This is a genomic window from Arcticibacter sp. (genome assembly GCF_045629565.1).
Lineage (GTDB): Bacteria > Bacteroidota > Bacteroidia > Sphingobacteriales > Sphingobacteriaceae > Arcticibacter.
This window is the reverse complement of sequence record NZ_JAZQRL010000061.1, coordinates 1-19,904: the sequence shown is the minus strand read 5'-3', so window position 1 is coordinate 19,904 and position 19,904 is coordinate 1. Positions and strand designations below refer to the sequence as shown.

Below are 19,904 nucleotides of genomic sequence, written 5' to 3'. Positions count from 1 at the left end.
TTACCTTCATAAGAGAATATTTGTGCCGGGCTCTCCGGCACAAATATTATTCTATTTTGAAGACGCCGAGTTCGCTAAATGAACAGTGAGTTTCATTAATTACATTTTGCTCATTCATCTGTACCCTTATATACTGCGCAGTAGTCAGTGGTAATATGATGTACTGATCATTATTCTTGATGGTCGCTCTAGGCACAGGGTAGTATCCAAGACTCTCCCAGGGCTCGCTTGAATTCTTTTTTACAAAGATCTCGACTTTAGCAGGTCCGGGCGTTGCCGAACTTGACTTGATCCACAAGCCGTCGAAAGTTCTTTGGGCGGCCATATTAAGGGAGATATATCGGGGCAGTCGTACCGTCCCCCATTGTGTGTGCCAATAGCTCGGCAGTCCATCCAGTACGTCAGTAGCAAGACTCTGTTGACTGTCAAAATCGAGAATGCTCCAGCCAGTCCTGCTTAAGATCGAATTTCTGAACGTGAGGCTTTTCTCGCTTTTTTCGCCCGAGACCGGATCTGTAACCACGGCAAGTACCGTAACAGTTTCCCCTGACGTCACAGGTCCGAATTTCACGCTTTCAGATGCGGAACTGGTTACTGTCAGATTATTTGCTATGTTTTCCGAACTGAAAACAATGTTTGCCTCCCGTCCCGTGGTATTTGACCATCTCAACGTAACTTCTTTGTTCAAGTAAGTGGCTGTGAGTGACTGAATAATCTGACCAACAGTGAGTCCCCGTGGTGTAGCACTAAACGTCTTAGATTCCTGCACCTGTTCTGCTGGATCGATCACGGTTACAAGCACCTCTGTTGGATCCTGAACCATATTTGTCAAATCAACGACCCCGGTCACAGTTGTTGAAGTGGTCACTTCCTCCTTCGTTTGGCCGTTATTACTGTATTTGAACGTTATCTTTAGCTCTCGTCCGGTCTCATTGGCAAAACTAAACTTCAGACCGCCTACGATCGGCGCAACGCTCATAGCATTCAAAGTTATCAAAGCGGCTGACCCCTTTGTTACAACCTCAGAAGTTGCAAGAACTTTGGAAGGCCGGTCTGTTTGCCCGTAATAAATTATACGGAAAGAATAAGCGGCGTTATAGTTGAGACCGCTTAGTACTGCGTCCTGACTAAAGTCCGTTACTTTTAACTCTTTTTTCTCCTCTCCCTCGGTGTAAAAAATAATCCCATATTTCACAAGATCTGTATCCATTTCAGGAAAGGAGAACCGAACCTTTCCGTAGTAATCTGCAGTTATAGAGACTCCTTCTGGTTGAGGAGTGCTGATAGGCGGCTCCCGAAGTTCTGTCTCTTTAGAACATGACCAGAGCGAACAGCCTAAAGCAAGAATACATATATATTTAAGAATCGTTTTCATCTTATTTTTATTGAAGTATAACTATCGGGTTTTACCAGCCGTAATTCTGGACAATGGCGCCATTGGATTTCACAATTTCATCTGCTGGGATTGGCATCAGGTAATGATTCAGACGGAATACTCTTTTCCCACCCTGACGTATTTCTCTTACATTGTAGAAGCCTGGTGAAGGCGATGTATAATTCAAGCCGGTGAAGGAGGTAATAGCAGGCGTATGCGCGATTAACCATCTTCTGATATCCCAGAATCTCGCCCCTTCATATGCCAGTTCAACACGGCGTTCATTCTGAATCCTTTTGCGCATTCCTTCTTTAGTCTGATCCTCTGAAGTGATCGGCAGGGCAGGCATTCCTACCCGTCTGCGTACCTGGTTGATTGCATCGTACACCTGGCCATTAGGAGCGTCCAGATATTCGTTCATAGCTTCCGCGTACCATAAAAGAACCTCCGCATAGCGATAGTAGGGAAAGTTACGGGCAATTGATTTAGGGTTAGACAGTACCGTTTGCGAAGGGTCATTCCATTTCTGAACGTAATATCCGGTTCTGGTGCTGTTTCCTGTTTTGCCTCCCCATCCATCGTTGGATTGGCCCGTGTTACCGGAGAACTCCGTTAGTACGTTACGATGTAATAGTGGCATGCCATTGAAGTAAACATCAGTATAGAACCTTGGGTCTCGATTGATATACATGTTATGTATAGGAACGCGAACTGTTGTCCAATTCCTGTTCCGGAAGACATTCATCGTGGTATCCTTCGTTCCCGTCTTCTTATATCCCGAAAGCGGATCTGTAATAAAACGGCCGTTACTCATCTCGTACGAGTCGACTTGTTCCTGTGTAGGTGATAGTGCACCCCACATTCCATAGTCGGTACCGTTAGGCCCTGTTCCATATTCGAATGTGGTCGAGAAACCCATCTGACGATGGAAAATCACCTCAGTATAATTGCGGCTCATGAAAAGTTCAGCCTGTTTCGGGTAGAGTGAATATGCCCCTGATTGAATTATTTCGTTAGCTGCATCTGCAGCACGCTTCCATTTTTCTCTGTCATAAGAAGTATTGAAGAGTACTTTCCCGTCAGTATTCCTCACGCTGAGCAATGTGCTCTTTAGAAGTTGTCCTTCTACAGATACCGGATTGCCATCAATTTCTCCGCCATTGAATAGCGGACTTGCAGCATAGACAAGGATTTTTGCTTTCAATGCTTGGGCAGCGCCTCGTGTGATCCGGCCGGCGTCCCTGGTCTCCAGGTAGGAGGGATCAAGATTAGGAATAACTTCATCCAGAATACCTACCATGAAATTCACCGCTTCATCTGTACTGTTCCGTGGAGTCGGCAGTTTTTCAGTAACCTCTTTTGCTGTAATATAGTGATCAATCACCGGAACAGCCCCATACCGCTTGAATAACTCGAATGTGTAGAAGGCAATAAAAAACTTAGCTTCCATCTTAAAGTGAGTTCGTCGTGCATTGTAGTAAGCCTCTCTTTGCTTGTCTTTCACGGGAACGTTGTCAATGTGCTCAATGAAGTGATGCGCTGTACGAATGAGCTGATAGGCATTCCAGCGACCTAACGGATTATTACTCTGGTTCCATGTGCCATCTTCATAAAGAAAGGAAGCCATATCTGTCCAGTTACCAGCCGCTTCATCGGATGATGCCGACATCACAGCGTTTGACGCATCCCCATAGGCTGTCCAATAGTCAAGTGGTAAGCCGTTATAAAGGGCGGTTAATTCTTTTTCTAACTCAACTATATCATCGAGCAGATCAGACTCCTGATAGAATTCCTTAGGTGCAACATCTAAGAAATTGCTGCAGGATGCAAAGGTGGCGGTCAATAGAAATGCTATTGTGTAGAATCTAAAACCGGTTAAATTTATTTTCATGTTGAATGTCTTGAAACTTTGCTGGTTATATTGCTTGGAGTAGGAACACTTAGCCTACTGTAAGTTGAATTGTAGGCCCATCTGTACTGTTCTCATAATCGGATAGGCGAGAGCACCGTTATTGTTACTCACTTCCGGATCAAACATTCCGTCGAGATGATCCCAGGTTAACAGGTTATTTCCGTTTGCGTACACTCTGATACTCTTAACTCTCAACCGTGTCAGAAGACCAGTGGAGAAGTTATAGCCGATCTCAGCATTTTTCAAACGCAAGTAGTCGCCACTGCGCCACCAAAAGTTCGATCCCGCGGTATTGTTCTCATTTTTGCCAGACGACAGGCGAGGGTATTTTGCATCCCTGCTATCTTCAGTCCAGTAGTTGTTGAGGAAATCAACGTTCATTTGCTCGAACAGCCAGTCTCTTCCAAAAAGAGCGTCGCTCCGTATGTCAATTGAGCGACCAAGTGTTCCCTGGAATAATAATGATATATCCCAGTTCTTCAACTTCAAATTCAGGTTTGCTCCCAGGATATGTTCAGGGTCGCCAACCTTACCCAGGTATGAATTGTCTAATGTGTTGATAATATTGTCACCATTGATATCACGGTATTTAATATCGCCGGGCTGCAGGTTGCCGAATTGGGACGGACTGTTTGCAACCTCTGCCTTGTTCTGGAAATATCCCATAGAGGTATAGCCATAGAATTCCCCTAAACGCCTACCAGTATATTGTTGCCATGGACGATCGAAGTAGGTTGGCTCTGCATAGTCAAGAATTTTATTTCTCGCAAATGACCATTGTAGTCCGATTCTCATCCGTGAGTTGACTCCCAATTTGGCATTGTGCGTTACACTAAGTTCTACGCCCTTGTTTTCAACCCTGCCAGCATTTATGTTCGGATAGCTTATCAACCCATACACTCCCGATGTAATCCGTGAGCTTGTGGTAAATATCCCTTTTCTATCTCTGTAGAAGACGTCACCTTCAATTTGGAGTGCATTTTTAAAGAGGTTAAGTTCCATTCCAAGGTTGTAGTTCGTTTCTGTCTCCCAGGTAGCCTCTGGGTTGCCCTCAACAGACGGCCCCGCAGTAGGGATCCTGTTTTCGTAATTCTCCCCGAAACTATAACCTCCGGTATTCAGGTTCCACCTCGACTGGTAAGCAAATCTGGTGTTTCCCTGCACACCTACTTTCCCTCCGGATGCCCTTAGCTTTAAATAATCAATCCATTCCAAACCCTGCATAAATGATTCTCTGCTGATTATCCAGCCAGCTGACAAGGCGGGGAAAATGCCGGTACGGTTACTAGGAGCAAAGTTCTCAGATCCACTTACAGTAAGCACACCTTCAACAAAGTACTTATCGTTGAAGCCATAATTTACCCGGTTTATCAAGCTCTGTGTCCGGTAGGGTAGTGCCCCGGTGGCGTCGCCCGAACGGTAATTATTACTTTGTATCCTGTAAAGGGACATCCCTCCAATCGTGTGCTTTCCGAACGTTCTGTCGTAGTTCAGGTACAATTCATTTGTCATGTTCCGGGCGTAATTTGGAGTGCTTTCCTGATATCCGAGGAAATCAGCGCCGGTACGAACAGGTGAATAGGGAGTCGCCGCATTCGGTCCGTTATATACGAAGGAATAATAATTGCGGTGACGTGAGTACCCGGCGTCGGACCGGAAATCGTATGAAAACCGATCGCGTAGTGAAAGCCCCGGAGTAATAAAATCGAGTTTAAATACGGGACCAACGGTGCCCTGCATGTAGGAGTTAAACACCCGGCTGTACCCGGATTCATTAAGACGGGCAAAGGGATTCGTAACGCCGACGGCAGATGCCTCGGATATAGACCCATCTGGATTTCTCACAGGGAATGCGTAGGAGGGGGTCATATAGATTTCCTGCCACAGTGTACTTCCATTGGTCCCCGGGTAGTTCCGGTTACTAATAATTGTCGCTAAACTAAGTTCCGTACTGATCCAATTATTTATTTCTACATCTATATTACTTCTGAAGTTGAACCGGTCCTCTTTTGCCTGAGAGTTCCAGTCTTTGTCTTCTTCATCTACTTTGTAAATACCGGATATATTTAAATAAGAACCCGAGACGAAATAGCGTGCTTTCTTAGAACCTCCGCTTACATTCAGGTTTGTGGTCGTCCGGGTGGCGAAGTCCTTAGTTATCTCGTCAAACCAGTTCACGTCAGGGTACAAATATTCATACTGGCGTTCTTTCGGCCAGTTTATACCGCGGTCAAATTGGTCGATAAAATCTTCTGAATAGATATCCGCTTCTGTGATTTTTCCGTCGTTTATGAGCGCAACCCGCTTCATTCGGAAATAGTCGGCTGAGCTGAGGTATTTAGGGATATATGTCGGATTGTCCATCGACTTTTCGACATTGAAGGTAACGTTCGGCTTATCTGTGATAGACCCTCTTTTGGTAGTCACCAAAACGACACCATTTGCACCTTCCACCCCGAATACGGAAGTGGTAGCTGCATCCTTCAAAATCGAAATAGACTCGACCTCATTCGGATCGATTAATCCAAACCCTTCCCTTCTGACTCCATCAACCAGGATAACAGGGTTTCGGTCGGAGGAAAAGCTGCTGATACCTCTGATCCAGATAGAGGAGCCATCCGCACCAGGCTCGCCGGTGGTCTGTCTGGCGAATAATCCTGGTAGCCGTCCCACGAGTGCATTGCTCAGGTTAGATACCGCTGATTGCTTCAGTTCTTTAGTCTGGATGGTAGCAATCGCACCCGTTATAGACGCTTTCTTCTGTTTTCCGAAAGCGACAACGACCACGTCATTCAAGGTATTTGTACTCACTTTAAGTACAACATCAATCGTGCTCCGGTTTTCGACTACTACCTCCTGGCTAATATAACCGAGCATGGAAAATACAAGTATTTCACTGTCATTGTTCACCTTCAGGGAATATCTTCCGTTAGCATCGGTGACTGTACCTCTACCGTTTTTCCCTTTCACAAAAACAGATACGCCCGGCAATGCACCTGTAGAATCTCGAACTGTTCCTTGAATCGATCTTTCAATACTAGTAGCAGTCGTTGCGGCCTTCATGGGGCGATTCTTGATCACGATGGCGTTCTCCAGAAGTTCATAAGAGAACGGCTGTTCGCTGAAGCATCGTTTCAGGGCATCTTCTACAGCCGCTTTTTGCAACCTGAGAGTTAATGGACGTGCTTTGTTCAAATATTTTGTTTCATATAGTAAACTATATCCCGTTTGGTTGCTGATTTGTTCCAGTACAAACTCGAGAGATGCGTCCTTGACATTGAGCGATACCTGCTGGGAAAAAACGGAGGCACTTGCCTGCAAACTGAATACAGCTAATAAGAAAAACGCTATTTTCATAATAAAAAATGACCTTAAACAGTGAAAGTTTAGCTTCTTTAGGTTTAGGTTAATTAGTGGCATGACATTCCTGTCACGAATATTAAAATTCATAAATTTGGTGGTAGTAAGGTGAAAATTTGGTTATAGTCAGTAATGATCAAAGCAGTACCTTATCATTGGTCGGAGCGTTGGCGCGCTCCGGCTTTTTCCATGGCAGTAATTATTTTTCCATATATACTCTCCTTCCTTCTGTTTTATATTTTGCTCCGCTGGTAATTTCAATCATTTTTAGAATTTCAGATAAAGGCAGGTCTCGGCGAACCTTCCCGTTAAACCTGTAATCAAGTCCATCCGGCGAGTCAAACCTCACTCCATACCACCGTTCCAATTCGCTGATTACAACGAAAATAGAGGCGTTTCTGAAAAGGAAGTTTCCGTTCTTCCATGCGACTGCATCATTTGCATTGTTCAACTCGAGAACATCGATGTCAGACTTATTGGAAATATAAGCCTGTTGAGAGGGCTTTAAAATTTTCGATTTCGTCCCTAGCCGCACCTCAATACTGCCTTCCAGGAGCGTAGTTCTTACAAATCCATCATCCTGATAAGCATTTATATTAAAATGAGTACCCAATACTTTTACTGTCTGCTCGCCGGAAGTGACCAGGAACGGTCTATTTGAATCCTTTTCAACTTCAAAATATACCTCTCCGGTTATCTGCACCTCCCTGGAATTTGCGGCAAAGGAGATGGGAAAACGAATTGAAGAAGCAGAGTTCAACCATACTTTAGATCTGTCGGGTAGAACGACATGGTATTGGCCGCCAACAGGTGTTTCGATGGTATTGTAGGTTGAAGAATATGAATCCGACAATCCGTTAGATTCAGGAGCATCATAAGTAAGCTGTCCTTCTTTTGTTTTGCTGACAACGATGCCCGCCTGTTCCGCCACCTTGCCGTTCTCCCGCCCATCAAGCAGTATTTTTTTTCCATTGGCAAGGGTTAGGTAGGCCTTGTTCCCACCAGGTTGAGCATCTGCAAGTATCGTGACTTTCTCATTTTCCTCGTTAGTCCGGCCATAGTGATAATAGTACAACGCGGATGAAAAGAACATAAGCAGACAAGCTGCAACGGCAAGCCTGGCCATCCTTATAGTACGAAGTGAGGACTTTTTCTCGTGCAATATCTTTTCGTTGATCGCTAAGAGCATCCGGTTACTTACATCCTCGAGATCCTCTTTAGATACATTGCTTTCACTTTTTTTTAGATCTACCAAAAACGCCGCCTCTACCAGCGCTCTTTCTTCTGGTGTACATTGACCTTTCGCATACCTGTCTATTAATCGTTGTACTTCATTATCATTTGCCATAGCTTCGTTTGGAGCTTCTTTTAAAGTATGTCGGATAAAGGTTTGGTATGGCCTAAATATTTTTTTAAAAAAATGGGCAGCTCTGAGAAATTATCGCTGCCTGCCGGAATATTAAGACGCCGGTTCGGAAATTCGATGGTGATCAACTACCTTGTAGACCACACAACCGTTTGCGATTCTCTAAGCCGGCACCTTAGTGGCTCTTTGGTGTATTATGAATATCTGCCTTGGTGAAGTAAAATTGGCTCTGCTCAGTCGGTTTTAGGATTTCAGCTACTTACATCGTTGAATTTGTTGATCATTATAGTATCCGAATTGCTGCTGTTCGGGAAACGCCGTTGACATTTGTCTTGTACACCGGACTCCGGAAGCAAATTTTCATCGTTACGCAATCGCTTGCTCAGACGCTTTCGGCGTCGCTAACAATAATTTTCCAATACTTGTATTAAAGTTCACAAAGCATCTGCCGCAGGATGCATAATAGCCTATACAAAGCCAGACGAATACATGAAAGAGAATTTTGACGAAATAATATCGAATTTTCAAGTGGATAAGAGACATTGGATTGCTGTGCCATTAGGCTCAGGTTTAATAAACGACACCTACTGTGTTAAAAGTGCTTTATCCGATCAGCCAAAATACTTGCTACAACGGGTAAACAGCCAGATCTTTAAAGATGTGCCTTTGTTGATGAGGAACATTGTACACGTGACTTCACATATTAAAAATAAACTTTCACTGAGTTCTGCTACTCATCCGGGTCAGAAGGTGCTCGAGGTAGTTCCTGCCTTAACAGGGGAGATGTTCTACCTTGATGCTCGTGGTAACTACTGGCGGGTATTTTGCTTCATTGAGAATTCAAGGAGCTTTGACAGGGTTGAAACAGAGCAACATGCCTTTCAGGGAGGACTCGCGTTCGGACAGTTTCATGCGATGCTATCAGATCTGAATATTACATCTATAGCTGACAGTATCCCCGACTTTCACAATATTAGCGCGAGATTGGATGCCTTGCAGGCTTCTATTCACAAAGATCCGTTCAGCCGTGTTGCAGCGCTCGGATATGAGCTTGCTTTTATAAGTGAAAGGGAGGACCAAATGAAGAAGATCCTCAGACTTGGAAGCGAGGAAAGGATACCTCGCCGGGTTATTCATAGCGATACGAAATTCAATAATATTTTGTTTGACAACAATGGTAACGTACAGTGTGTAGTGGATCTAGATACCGTTATGGTAGGATATTTGGCTTATGACTTTGGCGATGCCATTCGAACAATAGTTAACTCGGCCGCTGAAGACGAAAATGAGCTACAAAAAATCGTATTGAATATTCCGCTTTTTGAAGCTTTTACACGCGGCTACCTTTCTGAATCCATGAGTTTTCTGGAAGAGGAGGAATTGGGTTCTCTGATTGAGGGAGTGTTGCTTCTTCCGTATATGCAGGCTGTACGTTTCCTAACTGATTATATTGATGGAGATGTTTATTACAAAACGGCCTTTCCTGGACACAATTTGCAAAGAACTATGGCGCAGTTACAGCTGGTCAGAAAATTGGAAGAAAACCGTGACAGGCTTGCAGGTCTGATTGAAGCGGAGGCGGAACGACTGATCAACTCAAAATACGTCTGACAGGCGAATCAGGTTAGGGGAAGGTATTCTGCTATTTATGTAGCTTGCCAGTTAGGTTGTTGTTTTCTACTAGCTTTGATTCTACGACGATTTTGTAGAACGCTTGTACATCTTGTGTTCGTCCAGGATGGCTGATTAGGTCCAGCAAAGTGTCCGTAGCTTTCCTCGCCTGTAATGCGGGAAATTGTTCCACAGAAGCAACCGGCCTGGATTCCAGATAGTCTAAAAGCGGGAGGTTTGCATAACTCACAAAATCAATCTCTTTTCCATTTTTGATCTTCGATTGCCTCATATATTTCATGGCATACAAAGCTACATAATCATTAAACGTGACTATTGCGGAAGGTTGTCTTTTGTTGTCAAGCAGGTAATTCAAAGCCTCAATGGAGCCTTCCTCAGTAAGGTCAGATTCAGCCACCAGAGTAGGATCAAACTTTAACCTGTTCCGCACAAGTGCCTCGACAAAGCCCGCTTTTCGTTCTTTGCTGGCAAGAAGTGTTGATGGTCCGTTAATCATCCCAATAACGCGGTGCCCTCTTTTTAAAAGATAGTTTACCGCTTCAACTGTTCCCGTTTCTATACTACATGCCACAGAATGAATCTCCTGTATAGGTGGTATTCTATCAAAAAAAACTGTAGGAATGTTGAATTTCTTTAATGACTCGAAGTGTTCAAATGATCTTGTGCTTTTGGAGACCGAGATCAAAAGCCCATCAACCCGTTGTTTTTTCATCTTTTCAATGAGTTGCTTTTCTTTAGCTTCACTATCATGAGATTGGGCCAATAGCATCGTGTAGTTTCTGGCGTAAGCCGTCTCCTCAATAGCACTAATGGCGGAAGAAAAGAAAATCTCAGACAGTTCAGGTATGATCACGCCGATGGTGTAGGTTTTTCCTTTCTGGAAGGAAATCGCCGTGTGATTGGGCTGGTAATTCAGGTCCGCTGCTAGCTTCTTTATTTTAGCCTTCATCTCCTTGCCAATGCTAGGATGATCGTGTAACGCCCGGGAAACGGTTGATGTTGCGATTTGCAGGATGTCTGCAATTTCTTTGATCGTTACTGGTCTTTCTGCCATTACGTATAAGATAACTGTCTGGTGGAAAACTGGTCCAGAGCTTTATGAATAAGTGTGAGAAGTTAAAATTAGCTATTTACAGTGAAATTTAAAGACTTATCGAAGTTATTCCTCAGTGGGGCGAAAAAGCGGTTACAATAGTTTCTTTTGAAGGCGTTATTGAACATCTTTATAATGCAAACGCAAACGTTTGTGCATCCCAGACTGGAAGATTTTTTCAGAAAAAAAAGAATTTCTTTAGCTAGCAGAATAACGGGTCGCCAAAGTTCTCTTTCTTCCATCAAGACTAAAATATCAGACCTCGGATCCTTCTTTTTTTTATTAGAAACTTAAAGAATTGCATGAAAAAGCGCCTCTTTTCCAGTATTTAAAGCTTATACATTTCTAAAAGCTATTGTTACGCAATCGCTTGCTCAAAGCAACCTGCCTTGTCGTAGATATAAATTTGAATATTGCATAGAGCATTTGATAGGAGCTCATTTGCATTGGTTTTCGATGGTAGCCACAAGAAAACGGCTTGAGGTTGCTCGATATGATTCCAGAGAGTAAGAAGAAGGAGCGGAATCTTAGACCGATCCGCTAAACTGTAAAAGTTAAAAATGAGTAAAATATTGTTAATTCTGTCTGTGAGCTTAATCTTTCTGACTCTTTTTCCTCAATATGGAAGGGCCCAAGGTCGTGACAATGGGGAGAATTTGAGCCTGTTTATCGTTGGGAACAGCTTCTCGAACAACGCTACGCACTATCTGGATACGATTGCCAAAGAAAACGGTTACGTCATCAGTATTAGTCGGGCGGAGATAGGAGGGGGCTCGCTGGAACAACACTGGAAAGCGGCAGAGACATTCGAATACGATTCGCTTTCTCCCGCCGGGCGCCCGTATAATGGTAAATCACTGAAGATGTTGTTGAATGAGGGAAAGTGGAAAATAGTGACTTTGCAGCAGTATTCTTTTTTGTCTTCCGACAGCGTCTCTTATATTCCTTATTTGAAGAAACTTTGCCATTATATCAAAATGGCGCAGCCGGAAGCTGAGATACTTTTGCATCAAACCTGGGCCTATCGAAGCGATTCCCCGGGCTTTAGTATGATCGGCGGTTCAGTGCCTGCGAGAGGCCAACGAGAAATGTGGGAGAAATCAAGAAAAATGTATCATCATTACGCCTCGCTATTAGGATTGAGGATCATTCCTGTCGGCGATGCTTTTTGGTCCGTTGATTCAGACAAAAGAGACGGATATAAAAAAGATCCTGTTTACAATTTCGATATCCCTGTTTATCCGCAGTTGCCAGACCAAAAGAATTCGCTGCACGTTGGCTATTTCTGGGATCAGAATCAAAGATTTTCATTTGATTCTAACCATGCGAATGATGCAGGTTGTTTTCTCGGATCTTTAGTTTGGTATGCAACGCTGTTTGAACGTTCACCAAGAAAGGTCAGGTTTCAACCGTCGGATTTGTCACCAACTTTCGCAGGGCGGCTACGAAGGGAAGCATCAAACGCCGTAAAAGGCGAATTAAACAATAGAAGAAAAAGTAGAAACCGCATCATGAAATCTGTCAGGAGTAAACTATCCCTGAAAGCGGTGAAATAAACAGTTGGATGGCCAGGAGGACGTGATCTACTATTACTGCGAATATTGATTATATGTATATATTTACTAATCACATGAGAAATACGGTCGACTACTGCACACTTTCTGACGTTGATCTCGTTAGCTTAGTTAAAACTAGAGATTTGTCCGCATTTACGGAGATCTACAACCGCTACAACGGCCTTTTGTATATATATTCATTTAAGATGATTAAAGATGAGAAAGAAGCCGAAGATGCCGTTCAGGACGTGTTCCTTTCTTTGTGGGGGAGTCATGAAACATTGGAATTGAGGTCTTCATTAGCGTCTTATCTCTATAGTGCTGTACGTTACAAGTTCTTCGATCTTTTATCTAAAAAGAAAATTAGGTCTGACTACGCGAAAAGCTTGCAGGTTCTCATGGCTCAGGCATCATATTCTACAGATGACTACATTAATGAAAAGGAACTTGTGTTTCAAGTGGAAAAGGAGCTGACTAATTTACCTGCAAAGATGCGTCAGGTTTTCGAGCTAAGCAGAAAGACCGGAATGTCTCATCGACTGATCGCTGAAGAATTAAGCCTTTCTGAAAAAACCGTCCGGAATCATGTAAATCATGCCTTAAAAATCCTTCGTTTAAAGCTCGGAAGTGTGATCTGAACTCGTGAAAATACCGTTGATGAACCTCCATTGAAGCTTCTTCTGCCGCTATCTTCACCATGAAGCATGGTTTGTGTTTTGTGCGTCTATCAGGTCTGCTATTAATTTCGGTAAGTTCATCTGTTGTATTTCAAAGATTATTAAATCGTTGGTATCGTACCTCCGTCAATCACATACTCCGTTCTTGTCAGGTAACTGGCCCGTTGAGAAACCAGGAAGCCAACCAATTCCGCAACGTCTTCCGGCCAGGCTGGTCTGCCGATGGGGATCCCACCAAGAGCATCTATTACACTGTGTTTAGCCTGCTCTATGGTCACTCTAGAAATCTCAGCAATAAGCTTCATCATCCGCGTAGCAGCATGCGTCATGATCCAGCCGGGAGAGGCGGTGAGTACACGAACTCCCTTATCTGCAACTTCGTTGGAGAGACCCTTGCTGTAGTTTAGCAGACCCGCTTTTGCCGCCGCATAGGGTAGGGTAGAGTCGTACAGAGGAAGCCTGGCTAGTACCACCGGTCACCAGCGTGATTTTTCCTGATAGTTCATTATTCAAATCGAAGAGTTCTTTCATTGTCGTAAGTCTTTGTACAAATCTCTGCACTATATTGATTATCAGAAAGTAAGGTGTTACGATTCAGATAGGGATAAACTACCCGTGATAGGCTTGTAGGGCGATGAGCATCAGGAGCGTTTAAGAAACTTGATCTTGAAGCAATTGGAATACGGTAAAAATGCATAACATTGCGGCTACCAGCACAGTATGATCTCAAAACTGCTATCAACAGATAACTCACGTAGCACCATTATAATCAGAGTGATGGTAGGTGCAGTATTTGTTTTCGAAGGAATTCAGAAGTTCCTTTTTGCAGAGAAGTTTCCCAGGGAGATCCTGGCAGACCATAATATTTTATCCGTGAATGGCAGGGGAGGGAAGCGAGGCTTCCGAGTGTATCCGAAATGGGACTTACCCGAAAACAAACAAGCCAAACAAACACAGAGCTGGCAGATTTCATCCTTTACTGAACAGCAATTGCTTCCTATGTTGATTACATCTTTTATGGCGAATACTTCTAAACAAACCAAGCCAAGGCAGGATCAGAAGCATAATTAATTCATTGTTCTTGACTATGTCGCTCTTATTAACGTCAAAGGCATACGGGATATTTTTTCCGGGATCGTTCTGCTGCCGGTCTTCTTCACGCGAATGCGCAACGTTACGGCCTGGGTATTCGCCATGTCCATTCTGATTCCTGTCGGGGACTGCCTGGTTGTTTATACCACCAACGGTGCAGGCGACCTTGAGCTTTGGATAAACTCTTAGAAAGTTATGTTTTCATCAATTCTTTGCTAGATGAGTAAACTGATTCATTATCTATTTGGCCAAGCTTTGAACGGATATTTGTAGCGGTCGTGAAAAAGATACTCTCTCCATATCCAGCCATGGCGGCAACCTTACCCTGTTTTTGGATCTATAAAAAGGTCGGCGACCATATTTTAGATAATCAAAAGGCTGGCGACAATCCATATCAACGATGGATAGATACCTACGGTGGTGATGAATTTGCAACTGCTGTTCAGCGTGCAATCGATATCTGCGATAACGCGGTAGAAAACACCACCTCCGATATCAGGAATAGGATGACAGAAGCCTTTATCACGTCAACCCGAATGGAGTACGATTTCTGGGAAGCGGCATATGAACTGAAAGTGTGGAAGTAATACTGAAATAAGATGTGGATCTTCTCTTCTATGGTTGGTGTCGCAAAGATGTAAGCAGGACGAATAAAGACCGTCAGTCACCTCCTCGTTGTTGCAAGTTAAAAACTGTACCTGCGGGATCCTGAATCCAGTGCATATTTTCCGGCAGCTCTTCCAGCTCATCACACACCCCGACACCATTAGACATCAAGTAACTTGTAGCCTCTGACACGTCGGGCACGGTAAGTTGCAACCAGGTTTCCGAATGGGTATAGTTGTCGACACAGTCAAGCCACACGACGTTATTTCCAAATTTGACTTCATGTGTTCTGGAGACAGTTGGGTTATCGATGGGCCTTTCAGAAACTTCAAGTTTCAATATATCCCTGTAAAAAGCAACGGTCTTCTCGTATTTGCCTTTAGGTATTTTAATAGCGATGTTAATTCCTGCTTCAAATGCTGGGTTCATATAGCTTCTGTTTAGTAGATTACTTTCCTAGCCTATCAAGTTTCATATACTCCAAATATAACGGCTCTACGCCATTAGACAACTTACCATAAGACAAGAAAGCGCATATACCCATCATTCTTATTTGATATTCAATTTTGATTTACTTCAATCATCGAGAATTCCAGCGTTCTTGTGTTCTTCTTTTTCTTTCCACTGCTGATAAAACGCTCTCTCTTCTGGTTCTAAAAGATGTATATTTTCTTCTGCCAATAGTAACGTGGCCTTATAGCTCGCCTTCAGTAGTAAAATACCCGACCTTAAGTCACTTAATACGTTTTTATTGCAGTAGTTTAGACAATCATTTGCCATATCAATCCCCATTCGGATAAACGCCGCGATTTTAAGAGGAGAACTGGTGATGTCTTTCAAAGCAAGTTTTAATTCATCTTCACTGCAGTCTTCCGTTTGTAGTATCGATCGATAACGATTAAAAGTCTCTAGATCGTAGTCAGCACCTTTTTTCAGTTGTGATTGAATTTCTCTCAATACTTCAATTTTTTCAGTCAAGAGTTGCTTTACTTGTACATCTTTTTCTTTAGACCGGCTGATTTCAAGCGACATCAGTATCAGGGAGATAGCAAAACCAGCTGAAACAAGGAGCACACACCCTCCGGTTATATCAGGCTTTTCTTTACCTGTATTTTCCTGGAAATCTTTTAGTGTTAAGTTCCAGATGCTGTTTAGTACGTCATGCTCTTGTTTATTCATTTTAAGCATTATGATGGTAAATGGTTCGGTTTAAAAGCTGGAGATAGAGTGTATTTACCTGCGCTACGGCGATTTTTAGCTGTTCTTCAAAAATCTTAAACATCTGCAAACAGGAAAAGTTCCGCAGAAACGATATGGTGTTCAAATAAATAATAAGAGAGCGAAGATTTAACATAGCTAACGTAGTAGATCAAACTTGAATTTCCATTCAGAAGAGCCTAATGTGTGCATAATATTCATTAGCCTCGTGCGATAAACTAATTTATTAGTTCTAGAACTAATAAATTAGTTTATTCTTAGTATCTTGATCAAGACAATACGGATTAATTAAACTGGCAGAGATGATGACACAACCAAAAAGGAAAGAACTATTATTCTTAAAAAAGTGTTACCTATGTGCAATTCTAAGTTTCTTGTCGATGTATGCCGCCACGGGACAGTCTATTGATAGATTTAGCATCGTAGGTAAACTAATCGACGCCAAAGGAACACCCGTTTCATTTGCTACAATACAAGCCAAAGCAGCGTCCGATTTCCGCGTCATGAAAAATACACAGAGTGATGAAGCGGGGAGCTTTCATCTACAGGTGCCGTCAGAAGGTAAATGGTTCATTGAAATTAAGATGATCGGATTTGAAGTTTATTCGAAGACGGTTGAGATTGCAGACAACAGTCGAATAGACTTTGGAACTGTAGTATTGAAGGAATCAAGCGTCATGCTTAAGGGGGTAGTTATAAAGAACACAAAGCCATTTATAGAGAATCTGGCTGGAAAGGTTATAGTAAACCTGGACAATGCAATTATCAGCAATGGTTTGTCTGTAGTCGATTTGCTGAATCAATTACCCGGAGTGCAAATTACGCCAGATGATCAGATTACCCTTAATGGCCGAGGAATAACAGTTTTTATCGATGGAAGAGTAACGCCGCTATCAACTGAAGCACTTAAAGGAATGTTACGAGGAATGAACTCCACAAACCTTCAAAAAATTGAACTTATCGCCAATCCATCTTCAAAATTTGATGCCGCAGGTAGCGGAGGAATCATAAACCTGGTAAAAAGGAAAAACCATAAGGAAGGATTGACGGGGAGCATATACAGCGGATATCAATACGGCCGATATGGCAGGCCAAATGCAGGTACAATCCTGAATTTCAAAAGTAGAGTATATAATATTTTCGTCAGTGGAGACTATTCGTACACTAAGTATTTTATTGATGCGAATCTAGAATCAAGATTTTTTTCATCCGGCCAGCAGTTGCAGAGTGAGTCACAATCGCAGATTAGAAGCATAAGAAGTAATCGGTCCCTTTCCCCTACAGTAGGTGTCGACATTTATTTGACTAAGAAAACCACGTTGTCAGTATCAGGGACCTTAGGCGATCAATATTTTAAAAAGGACGGGACTACTGATTTTATTCAGGTGCACTCTGGCCAAAATGTTCGTCGGGCTGTTCTGGAAAATGACGTCACGTCAAATATGTCTCTGTATTCATCAAATATTTGTTTGCAACACAAGATTGATACAGTAGGGCAGGAGTTGACAGTTGACTTCAACCTAACAAATAATCAGAATTACTCCGACCTGGATAACTACGAAAGAGAAAATTATCACATGGGACAAGCAGGCGAAATGTCTAGCTTCTTTTTGAAACAAAATGCTGACCTGCGTTTATACTCACTTAATGCCGATTACATCTACCCAATTAAACGAGAGGGGAACTTCGAGGCCGGATTAAAAACTGCGTATGTCATTTCCAAAAACCAAAACGAATTTTTAAATGGCAATGATGGAAGTTTCTTTTCAAACTGTAAGTACCCCTTTTTTCAGACAGCTTAAACTGGACTTTTCGAATTTACATTATTATGGTTATCTGGTGATCCCGGAGGTTTTTTGCTAATTCTGCCGGTGTCAGATCGCCAAGTCCTTCATGAGTGTTTTATCCTCGAGACTGTAAAATGAACTGTGTCAGATAAGAATTAAAGAATGATTTTCATTTTCGACACAACACATGAGTAACAAAGAATTTGATTTCGAAAGCTTCAAAGCCGAAGCGATTAAAGGAATGTACGCGGGAAAACCGCTCAATGGAGAAAAAGGCATCTTCGCGCCGCTATTAAAGCACTTCTTAGAATCAGCCCTGGAAGGTGAGCTGGAAGCTCATCTGCAGGAAGAGAAAGCCAGCGGGCTCTCCAACCGGCGTAATGGTAAAACATCCAAACGTGTAAAAAGTCTGGGTGGTGAATTTGATCTGGAAAGTAGCCGGGACCGTTCAGGCAGCTTTGAACCGCTTGTTGTTCCTAAGCGGCAGGTGATCATTACAGAAGAGCTGGAAGAAAAAGTAATAGGCTTTTACGGTCTGGGCATGAGCACCCGCGATATTACCAGTCACATAAAGGAGATGTACCAGATGGACATCTCAGCAAGCACCTTGTCGGCTATAACAGATAAAGTGATCCCGGCCATGAACGAATGGCGCCTTCGTCCTTTGGACTCGGTTTATGCTTTTGTTTACCTGGATTGCATGCATTATAAAGTTAGGGACGGCAATAGTGTAGTGACCCGGGCTGTCTATAATATTCTTGGGGTATCCTTGGATGGTAAGAAGGACTTGCTGGGTATGTATCTGTCTGAAAGTGAAGGAGCGAAGTTCTGGTTGTCGGTGTTAACCGATCTAAAGAACCGGGGAATGCAGGACATACTGATTGCCTGCATAGACGGCTTGAAAGGCTTTCCGGAGGCTATTGCTGCTGTCTTTCCTAAAACAGAGATCCAGACCTGCGTGGTCCATCAGGTTCGCAACAGTTTGCGCTACATTGCTGAGAAGGACAAAAAGCCCTTTATGGTCGACTTAAAAACGGTATACCAGGCACTAAGTAAAGAAGAAGGTTATGAGAATCTGATCTTACTGGATGAAAAAAGGGGTAAGAAGTATCCTGTTCCTATTCAGTCGTGGTATGCTAACTGGGAGAACCTATCGACCTTTTTCCGCTTTGACGCCCATATCCGCAAGGTCATTTACACGACCAATACGGTGGAAGGCTTTCACCGACAGGTACGAAAGGTTACCAAGACCAAAGGCGCCTTTACTTCGGACAATGCTTTGCTGAAGCTGGTCTATCTGGTAGTACAGCGAGTATCTGAAAAATGGACTATGCCGTTAAGAAACTGGAGCTTGACCTTATCTCAACTTTATATTATGTTTGAGGACAGACTTAAAATAAGCCTGCATGGTTAGCAGCTTGACCATGGAAAACTCTATGTGGGGAGTTTTCCACAATCAATCTGCCCTAGGCGCCTATGACACAGTTCATATTACACTCCCTTATCCTCCAAAAAGGAAACACTTCAGTCTAAAATATTTGTTTATGAGTTAACGTAGCAGTTCTGTTTATAACTACGTATAATATAAGGTACTCAATCTTGTTTAACCAATTATAAACACTATGAAAAAATTACTGTTAATTTTTATACTTGTTATCCTCTTAAGCTGTAAGAAGAACGAAGTTGTAGATATCGATATGGATTTAAAATGTCCGACTGTTGCCCGTGTAGGCAGTAATACGCAAGCTGAAGGGAAGTGGAAGCTATTACAAGGCAGCACAGTTTTTTACGATACAAGAACTGTTGATTATTCCTGTAATGAGGTAATCTACGATTTTCGGTCTAATGGTATTGTAATAATAACCTCAGATATACAGGAGTTAATAGGCACTAATCCAGGTGAACATTCTTATGAGTTTACACGTAAACCATTATTTGAAGGTGGGAATTATTTTACGATCAAAATTAATACTAATTCTGTCTCATGTAGGATATCGGACGGATTAATGACTTTGGATGATTCAGCATTTGACGGTCCAATTCTTCATTTGGCCAGGATGTAATTTCTCGACACTATATTGATTTCCAATATCTTAAAACCAATTATCTAATCATGGAAAATTTAGTTTACAACCAAATTCAAGAAGAGAAATTGAAGGCAGACATTTCTACGAGAACGTTAGACGTGTTCTCTGTATTGGCGCCAATGACTGATCAATTTAAGACCTCT

17 protein-coding genes are annotated in these 19,904 nt (G+C 42.7%); 9 read left to right on the top strand and 8 right to left on the bottom strand.

The features are described from left to right. Nucleotides 1–46: 46 nt before the first annotated feature. The 4 genes from ACKI5J_RS07730 to ACKI5J_RS07715 form a co-directional block, all read right to left on the bottom strand. Nucleotides 47–1,375 (bottom strand): hypothetical protein, encoded by a 1,329-nt coding sequence (locus ACKI5J_RS07730; RefSeq protein WP_407428189.1) that lies wholly within the window; start codon nt 1,373–1,375, stop codon nt 47–49. A gap of 31 nt (nt 1,376–1,406) precedes the next feature. Continuing rightward, on the bottom strand, nt 1,407–3,266 hold the full coding sequence (locus tag ACKI5J_RS07725; protein WP_407428187.1) for a RagB/SusD family nutrient uptake outer membrane protein: 1,860 nt from the start codon (nt 3,264–3,266) through the stop codon (nt 1,407–1,409). Nucleotides 3,267–3,320: 54 nt separating this feature from the next. After that, on the bottom strand, nt 3,321–6,644 hold the full coding sequence (locus ACKI5J_RS07720; protein ID WP_407428185.1) for a SusC/RagA family TonB-linked outer membrane protein: 3,324 nt from the start codon (nt 6,642–6,644) through the stop codon (nt 3,321–3,323). A gap of 202 nt (nt 6,645–6,846) precedes the next feature. Beyond that, nucleotides 6,847–7,995: a FecR family protein gene (locus tag ACKI5J_RS07715; RefSeq protein ID WP_407428183.1), complete on the bottom strand. Its 1,149-nt coding sequence runs from the start codon at nt 7,993–7,995 to the stop codon at nt 6,847–6,849. A gap of 507 nt (nt 7,996–8,502) precedes the next feature. Between ACKI5J_RS07715 and ACKI5J_RS07710 the strand changes: the two genes are divergently transcribed. Continuing rightward, nucleotides 8,503–9,624, top strand: a complete 1,122-nt coding sequence (locus ACKI5J_RS07710; protein ID WP_407428181.1) for a phosphotransferase enzyme family protein — start codon at nt 8,503–8,505, stop codon at nt 9,622–9,624. 31 nt (nt 9,625–9,655) lie between these two features. On the opposite strand, the gene ACKI5J_RS07705 is transcribed toward ACKI5J_RS07710, so the two are convergent. After that, a complete protein-coding gene (locus ACKI5J_RS07705; protein ID WP_407428179.1) occupies nt 9,656–10,699 on the bottom strand; it encodes a LacI family DNA-binding transcriptional regulator in 1,044 nt (347 codons plus the stop codon). A gap of 599 nt (nt 10,700–11,298) precedes the next feature. Between ACKI5J_RS07705 and ACKI5J_RS07700 the strand changes: the two genes are divergently transcribed. Together ACKI5J_RS07700 and ACKI5J_RS07695 are read left to right on the top strand one after the other, a co-directional pair. Further along, nucleotides 11,299–12,294: a DUF4886 domain-containing protein gene (locus ACKI5J_RS07700; protein WP_407428177.1), complete on the top strand. Its 996-nt coding sequence runs from the start codon at nt 11,299–11,301 to the stop codon at nt 12,292–12,294. A gap of 74 nt (nt 12,295–12,368) precedes the next feature. After that, complete coding sequence (locus ACKI5J_RS07695; RefSeq protein WP_407428175.1) at nt 12,369–12,932, top strand: RNA polymerase sigma-70 factor; 564 nt, start codon at nt 12,369–12,371, stop codon at nt 12,930–12,932. A gap of 140 nt (nt 12,933–13,072) precedes the next feature. On the opposite strand, the gene ACKI5J_RS07690 is transcribed toward ACKI5J_RS07695, so the two are convergent. Further along, complete coding sequence (locus tag ACKI5J_RS07690; protein WP_407428173.1) at nt 13,073–13,444, bottom strand: SDR family oxidoreductase; 372 nt, start codon at nt 13,442–13,444, stop codon at nt 13,073–13,075. Nucleotides 13,445–13,691: 247 nt separating this feature from the next. On the opposite strand from ACKI5J_RS07690, the gene ACKI5J_RS07685 reads away from it, so the two are divergent. From ACKI5J_RS07685 to ACKI5J_RS07675, 3 genes are all read left to right on the top strand, one after another. Beyond that, nucleotides 13,692–14,042, top strand: coding sequence for a MepB family protein (locus ACKI5J_RS07685; protein WP_407428171.1), 351 nt, complete (start codon nt 13,692–13,694; stop codon nt 14,040–14,042). Nucleotides 14,043–14,045: 3 nt separating this feature from the next. After that, the gene (locus ACKI5J_RS07680; protein ID WP_407428231.1) at nt 14,046–14,252 is read left to right on the top strand and encodes a DUF4267 domain-containing protein; all 207 of its coding nucleotides are present in this window, start codon (nt 14,046–14,048) and stop codon (nt 14,250–14,252) included. Nucleotides 14,253–14,341: 89 nt separating this feature from the next. After that, nucleotides 14,342–14,650 (top strand): hypothetical protein, encoded by a 309-nt coding sequence (locus ACKI5J_RS07675; RefSeq protein WP_407428169.1) that lies wholly within the window; start codon nt 14,342–14,344, stop codon nt 14,648–14,650. A gap of 73 nt (nt 14,651–14,723) precedes the next feature. Here ACKI5J_RS07675 and ACKI5J_RS07670 read toward each other — a convergent pair whose 3' ends face one another. Next, nucleotides 14,724–15,098, bottom strand: a complete 375-nt coding sequence (locus ACKI5J_RS07670; protein WP_407428167.1) for a VOC family protein — start codon at nt 15,096–15,098, stop codon at nt 14,724–14,726. Nucleotides 15,099–15,245: 147 nt separating this feature from the next. Then, the gene (locus ACKI5J_RS07665) at nt 15,246–15,848 is read right to left on the bottom strand and encodes a cyclodeaminase/cyclohydrolase family protein (protein WP_407428165.1); all 603 of its coding nucleotides are present in this window, start codon (nt 15,846–15,848) and stop codon (nt 15,246–15,248) included. A 341-nt stretch (nt 15,849–16,189) separates the two neighbouring features. On the opposite strand from ACKI5J_RS07665, the gene ACKI5J_RS07660 reads away from it, so the two are divergent. The 3 genes from ACKI5J_RS07660 to ACKI5J_RS07650 all read left to right on the top strand — a co-directional run bounded on the left by ACKI5J_RS07660 (nt 16,190) and on the right by ACKI5J_RS07650 (nt 19,737). After that, nucleotides 16,190–17,689, top strand: coding sequence for an outer membrane beta-barrel protein (locus ACKI5J_RS07660; protein ID WP_407428163.1), 1,500 nt, complete (start codon nt 16,190–16,192; stop codon nt 17,687–17,689). A gap of 172 nt (nt 17,690–17,861) precedes the next feature. Then, nucleotides 17,862–19,088, top strand: a complete 1,227-nt coding sequence (locus ACKI5J_RS07655; protein WP_407428161.1) for an IS256 family transposase — start codon at nt 17,862–17,864, stop codon at nt 19,086–19,088. A gap of 208 nt (nt 19,089–19,296) precedes the next feature. Continuing rightward, complete coding sequence (locus ACKI5J_RS07650) at nt 19,297–19,737, top strand: hypothetical protein (RefSeq protein ID WP_407428159.1); 441 nt, start codon at nt 19,297–19,299, stop codon at nt 19,735–19,737. Nucleotides 19,738–19,904: the final 167 nt, after the last annotated feature.

Excerpts from the sequence above, each read along its gene's own strand:
- ACKI5J_RS07670 (WP_407428167.1), bottom strand. The coding sequence starts at position 15,098 with ATGAACCCAGCATTTGAAGCAGGAATTAACATCGCTATTAAAATACCT.
- ACKI5J_RS07710 (WP_407428181.1), top strand. The coding sequence starts at position 8,503 with ATGAAAGAGAATTTTGACGAAATAATATCGAATTTTCAAGTGGATAAG.
- ACKI5J_RS07720 (WP_407428185.1), bottom strand. The coding sequence starts at position 6,644 with ATGAAAATAGCGTTTTTCTTATTAGCTGTATTCAGTTTGCAGGCAAGT.
- ACKI5J_RS07655 (WP_407428161.1), top strand. The coding sequence starts at position 17,862 with ATGAGTAACAAAGAATTTGATTTCGAAAGCTTCAAAGCCGAAGCGATT.
- ACKI5J_RS07700 (WP_407428177.1), top strand. The coding sequence starts at position 11,299 with ATGAGTAAAATATTGTTAATTCTGTCTGTGAGCTTAATCTTTCTGACT.
- ACKI5J_RS07705 (WP_407428179.1), bottom strand. The coding sequence starts at position 10,699 with ATGGCAGAAAGACCAGTAACGATCAAAGAAATTGCAGACATCCTGCAA.
- ACKI5J_RS07665 (WP_407428165.1), bottom strand. The coding sequence starts at position 15,848 with ATGAATAAACAAGAGCATGACGTACTAAACAGCATCTGGAACTTAACA.
- ACKI5J_RS07685 (WP_407428171.1), top strand. The coding sequence starts at position 13,692 with ATGATCTCAAAACTGCTATCAACAGATAACTCACGTAGCACCATTATA.
- ACKI5J_RS07650 (WP_407428159.1), top strand. The coding sequence starts at position 19,297 with ATGAAAAAATTACTGTTAATTTTTATACTTGTTATCCTCTTAAGCTGT.
- ACKI5J_RS07725 (WP_407428187.1), bottom strand. The coding sequence starts at position 3,266 with ATGAAAATAAATTTAACCGGTTTTAGATTCTACACAATAGCATTTCTA.
- ACKI5J_RS07715 (WP_407428183.1), bottom strand. The coding sequence starts at position 7,995 with ATGGCAAATGATAATGAAGTACAACGATTAATAGACAGGTATGCGAAA.
- ACKI5J_RS07695 (WP_407428175.1), top strand. The coding sequence starts at position 12,369 with ATGAGAAATACGGTCGACTACTGCACACTTTCTGACGTTGATCTCGTT.
- ACKI5J_RS07730 (WP_407428189.1), bottom strand. The coding sequence starts at position 1,375 with ATGAAAACGATTCTTAAATATATATGTATTCTTGCTTTAGGCTGTTCG.
- ACKI5J_RS07660 (WP_407428163.1), top strand. The coding sequence starts at position 16,190 with ATGATGACACAACCAAAAAGGAAAGAACTATTATTCTTAAAAAAGTGT.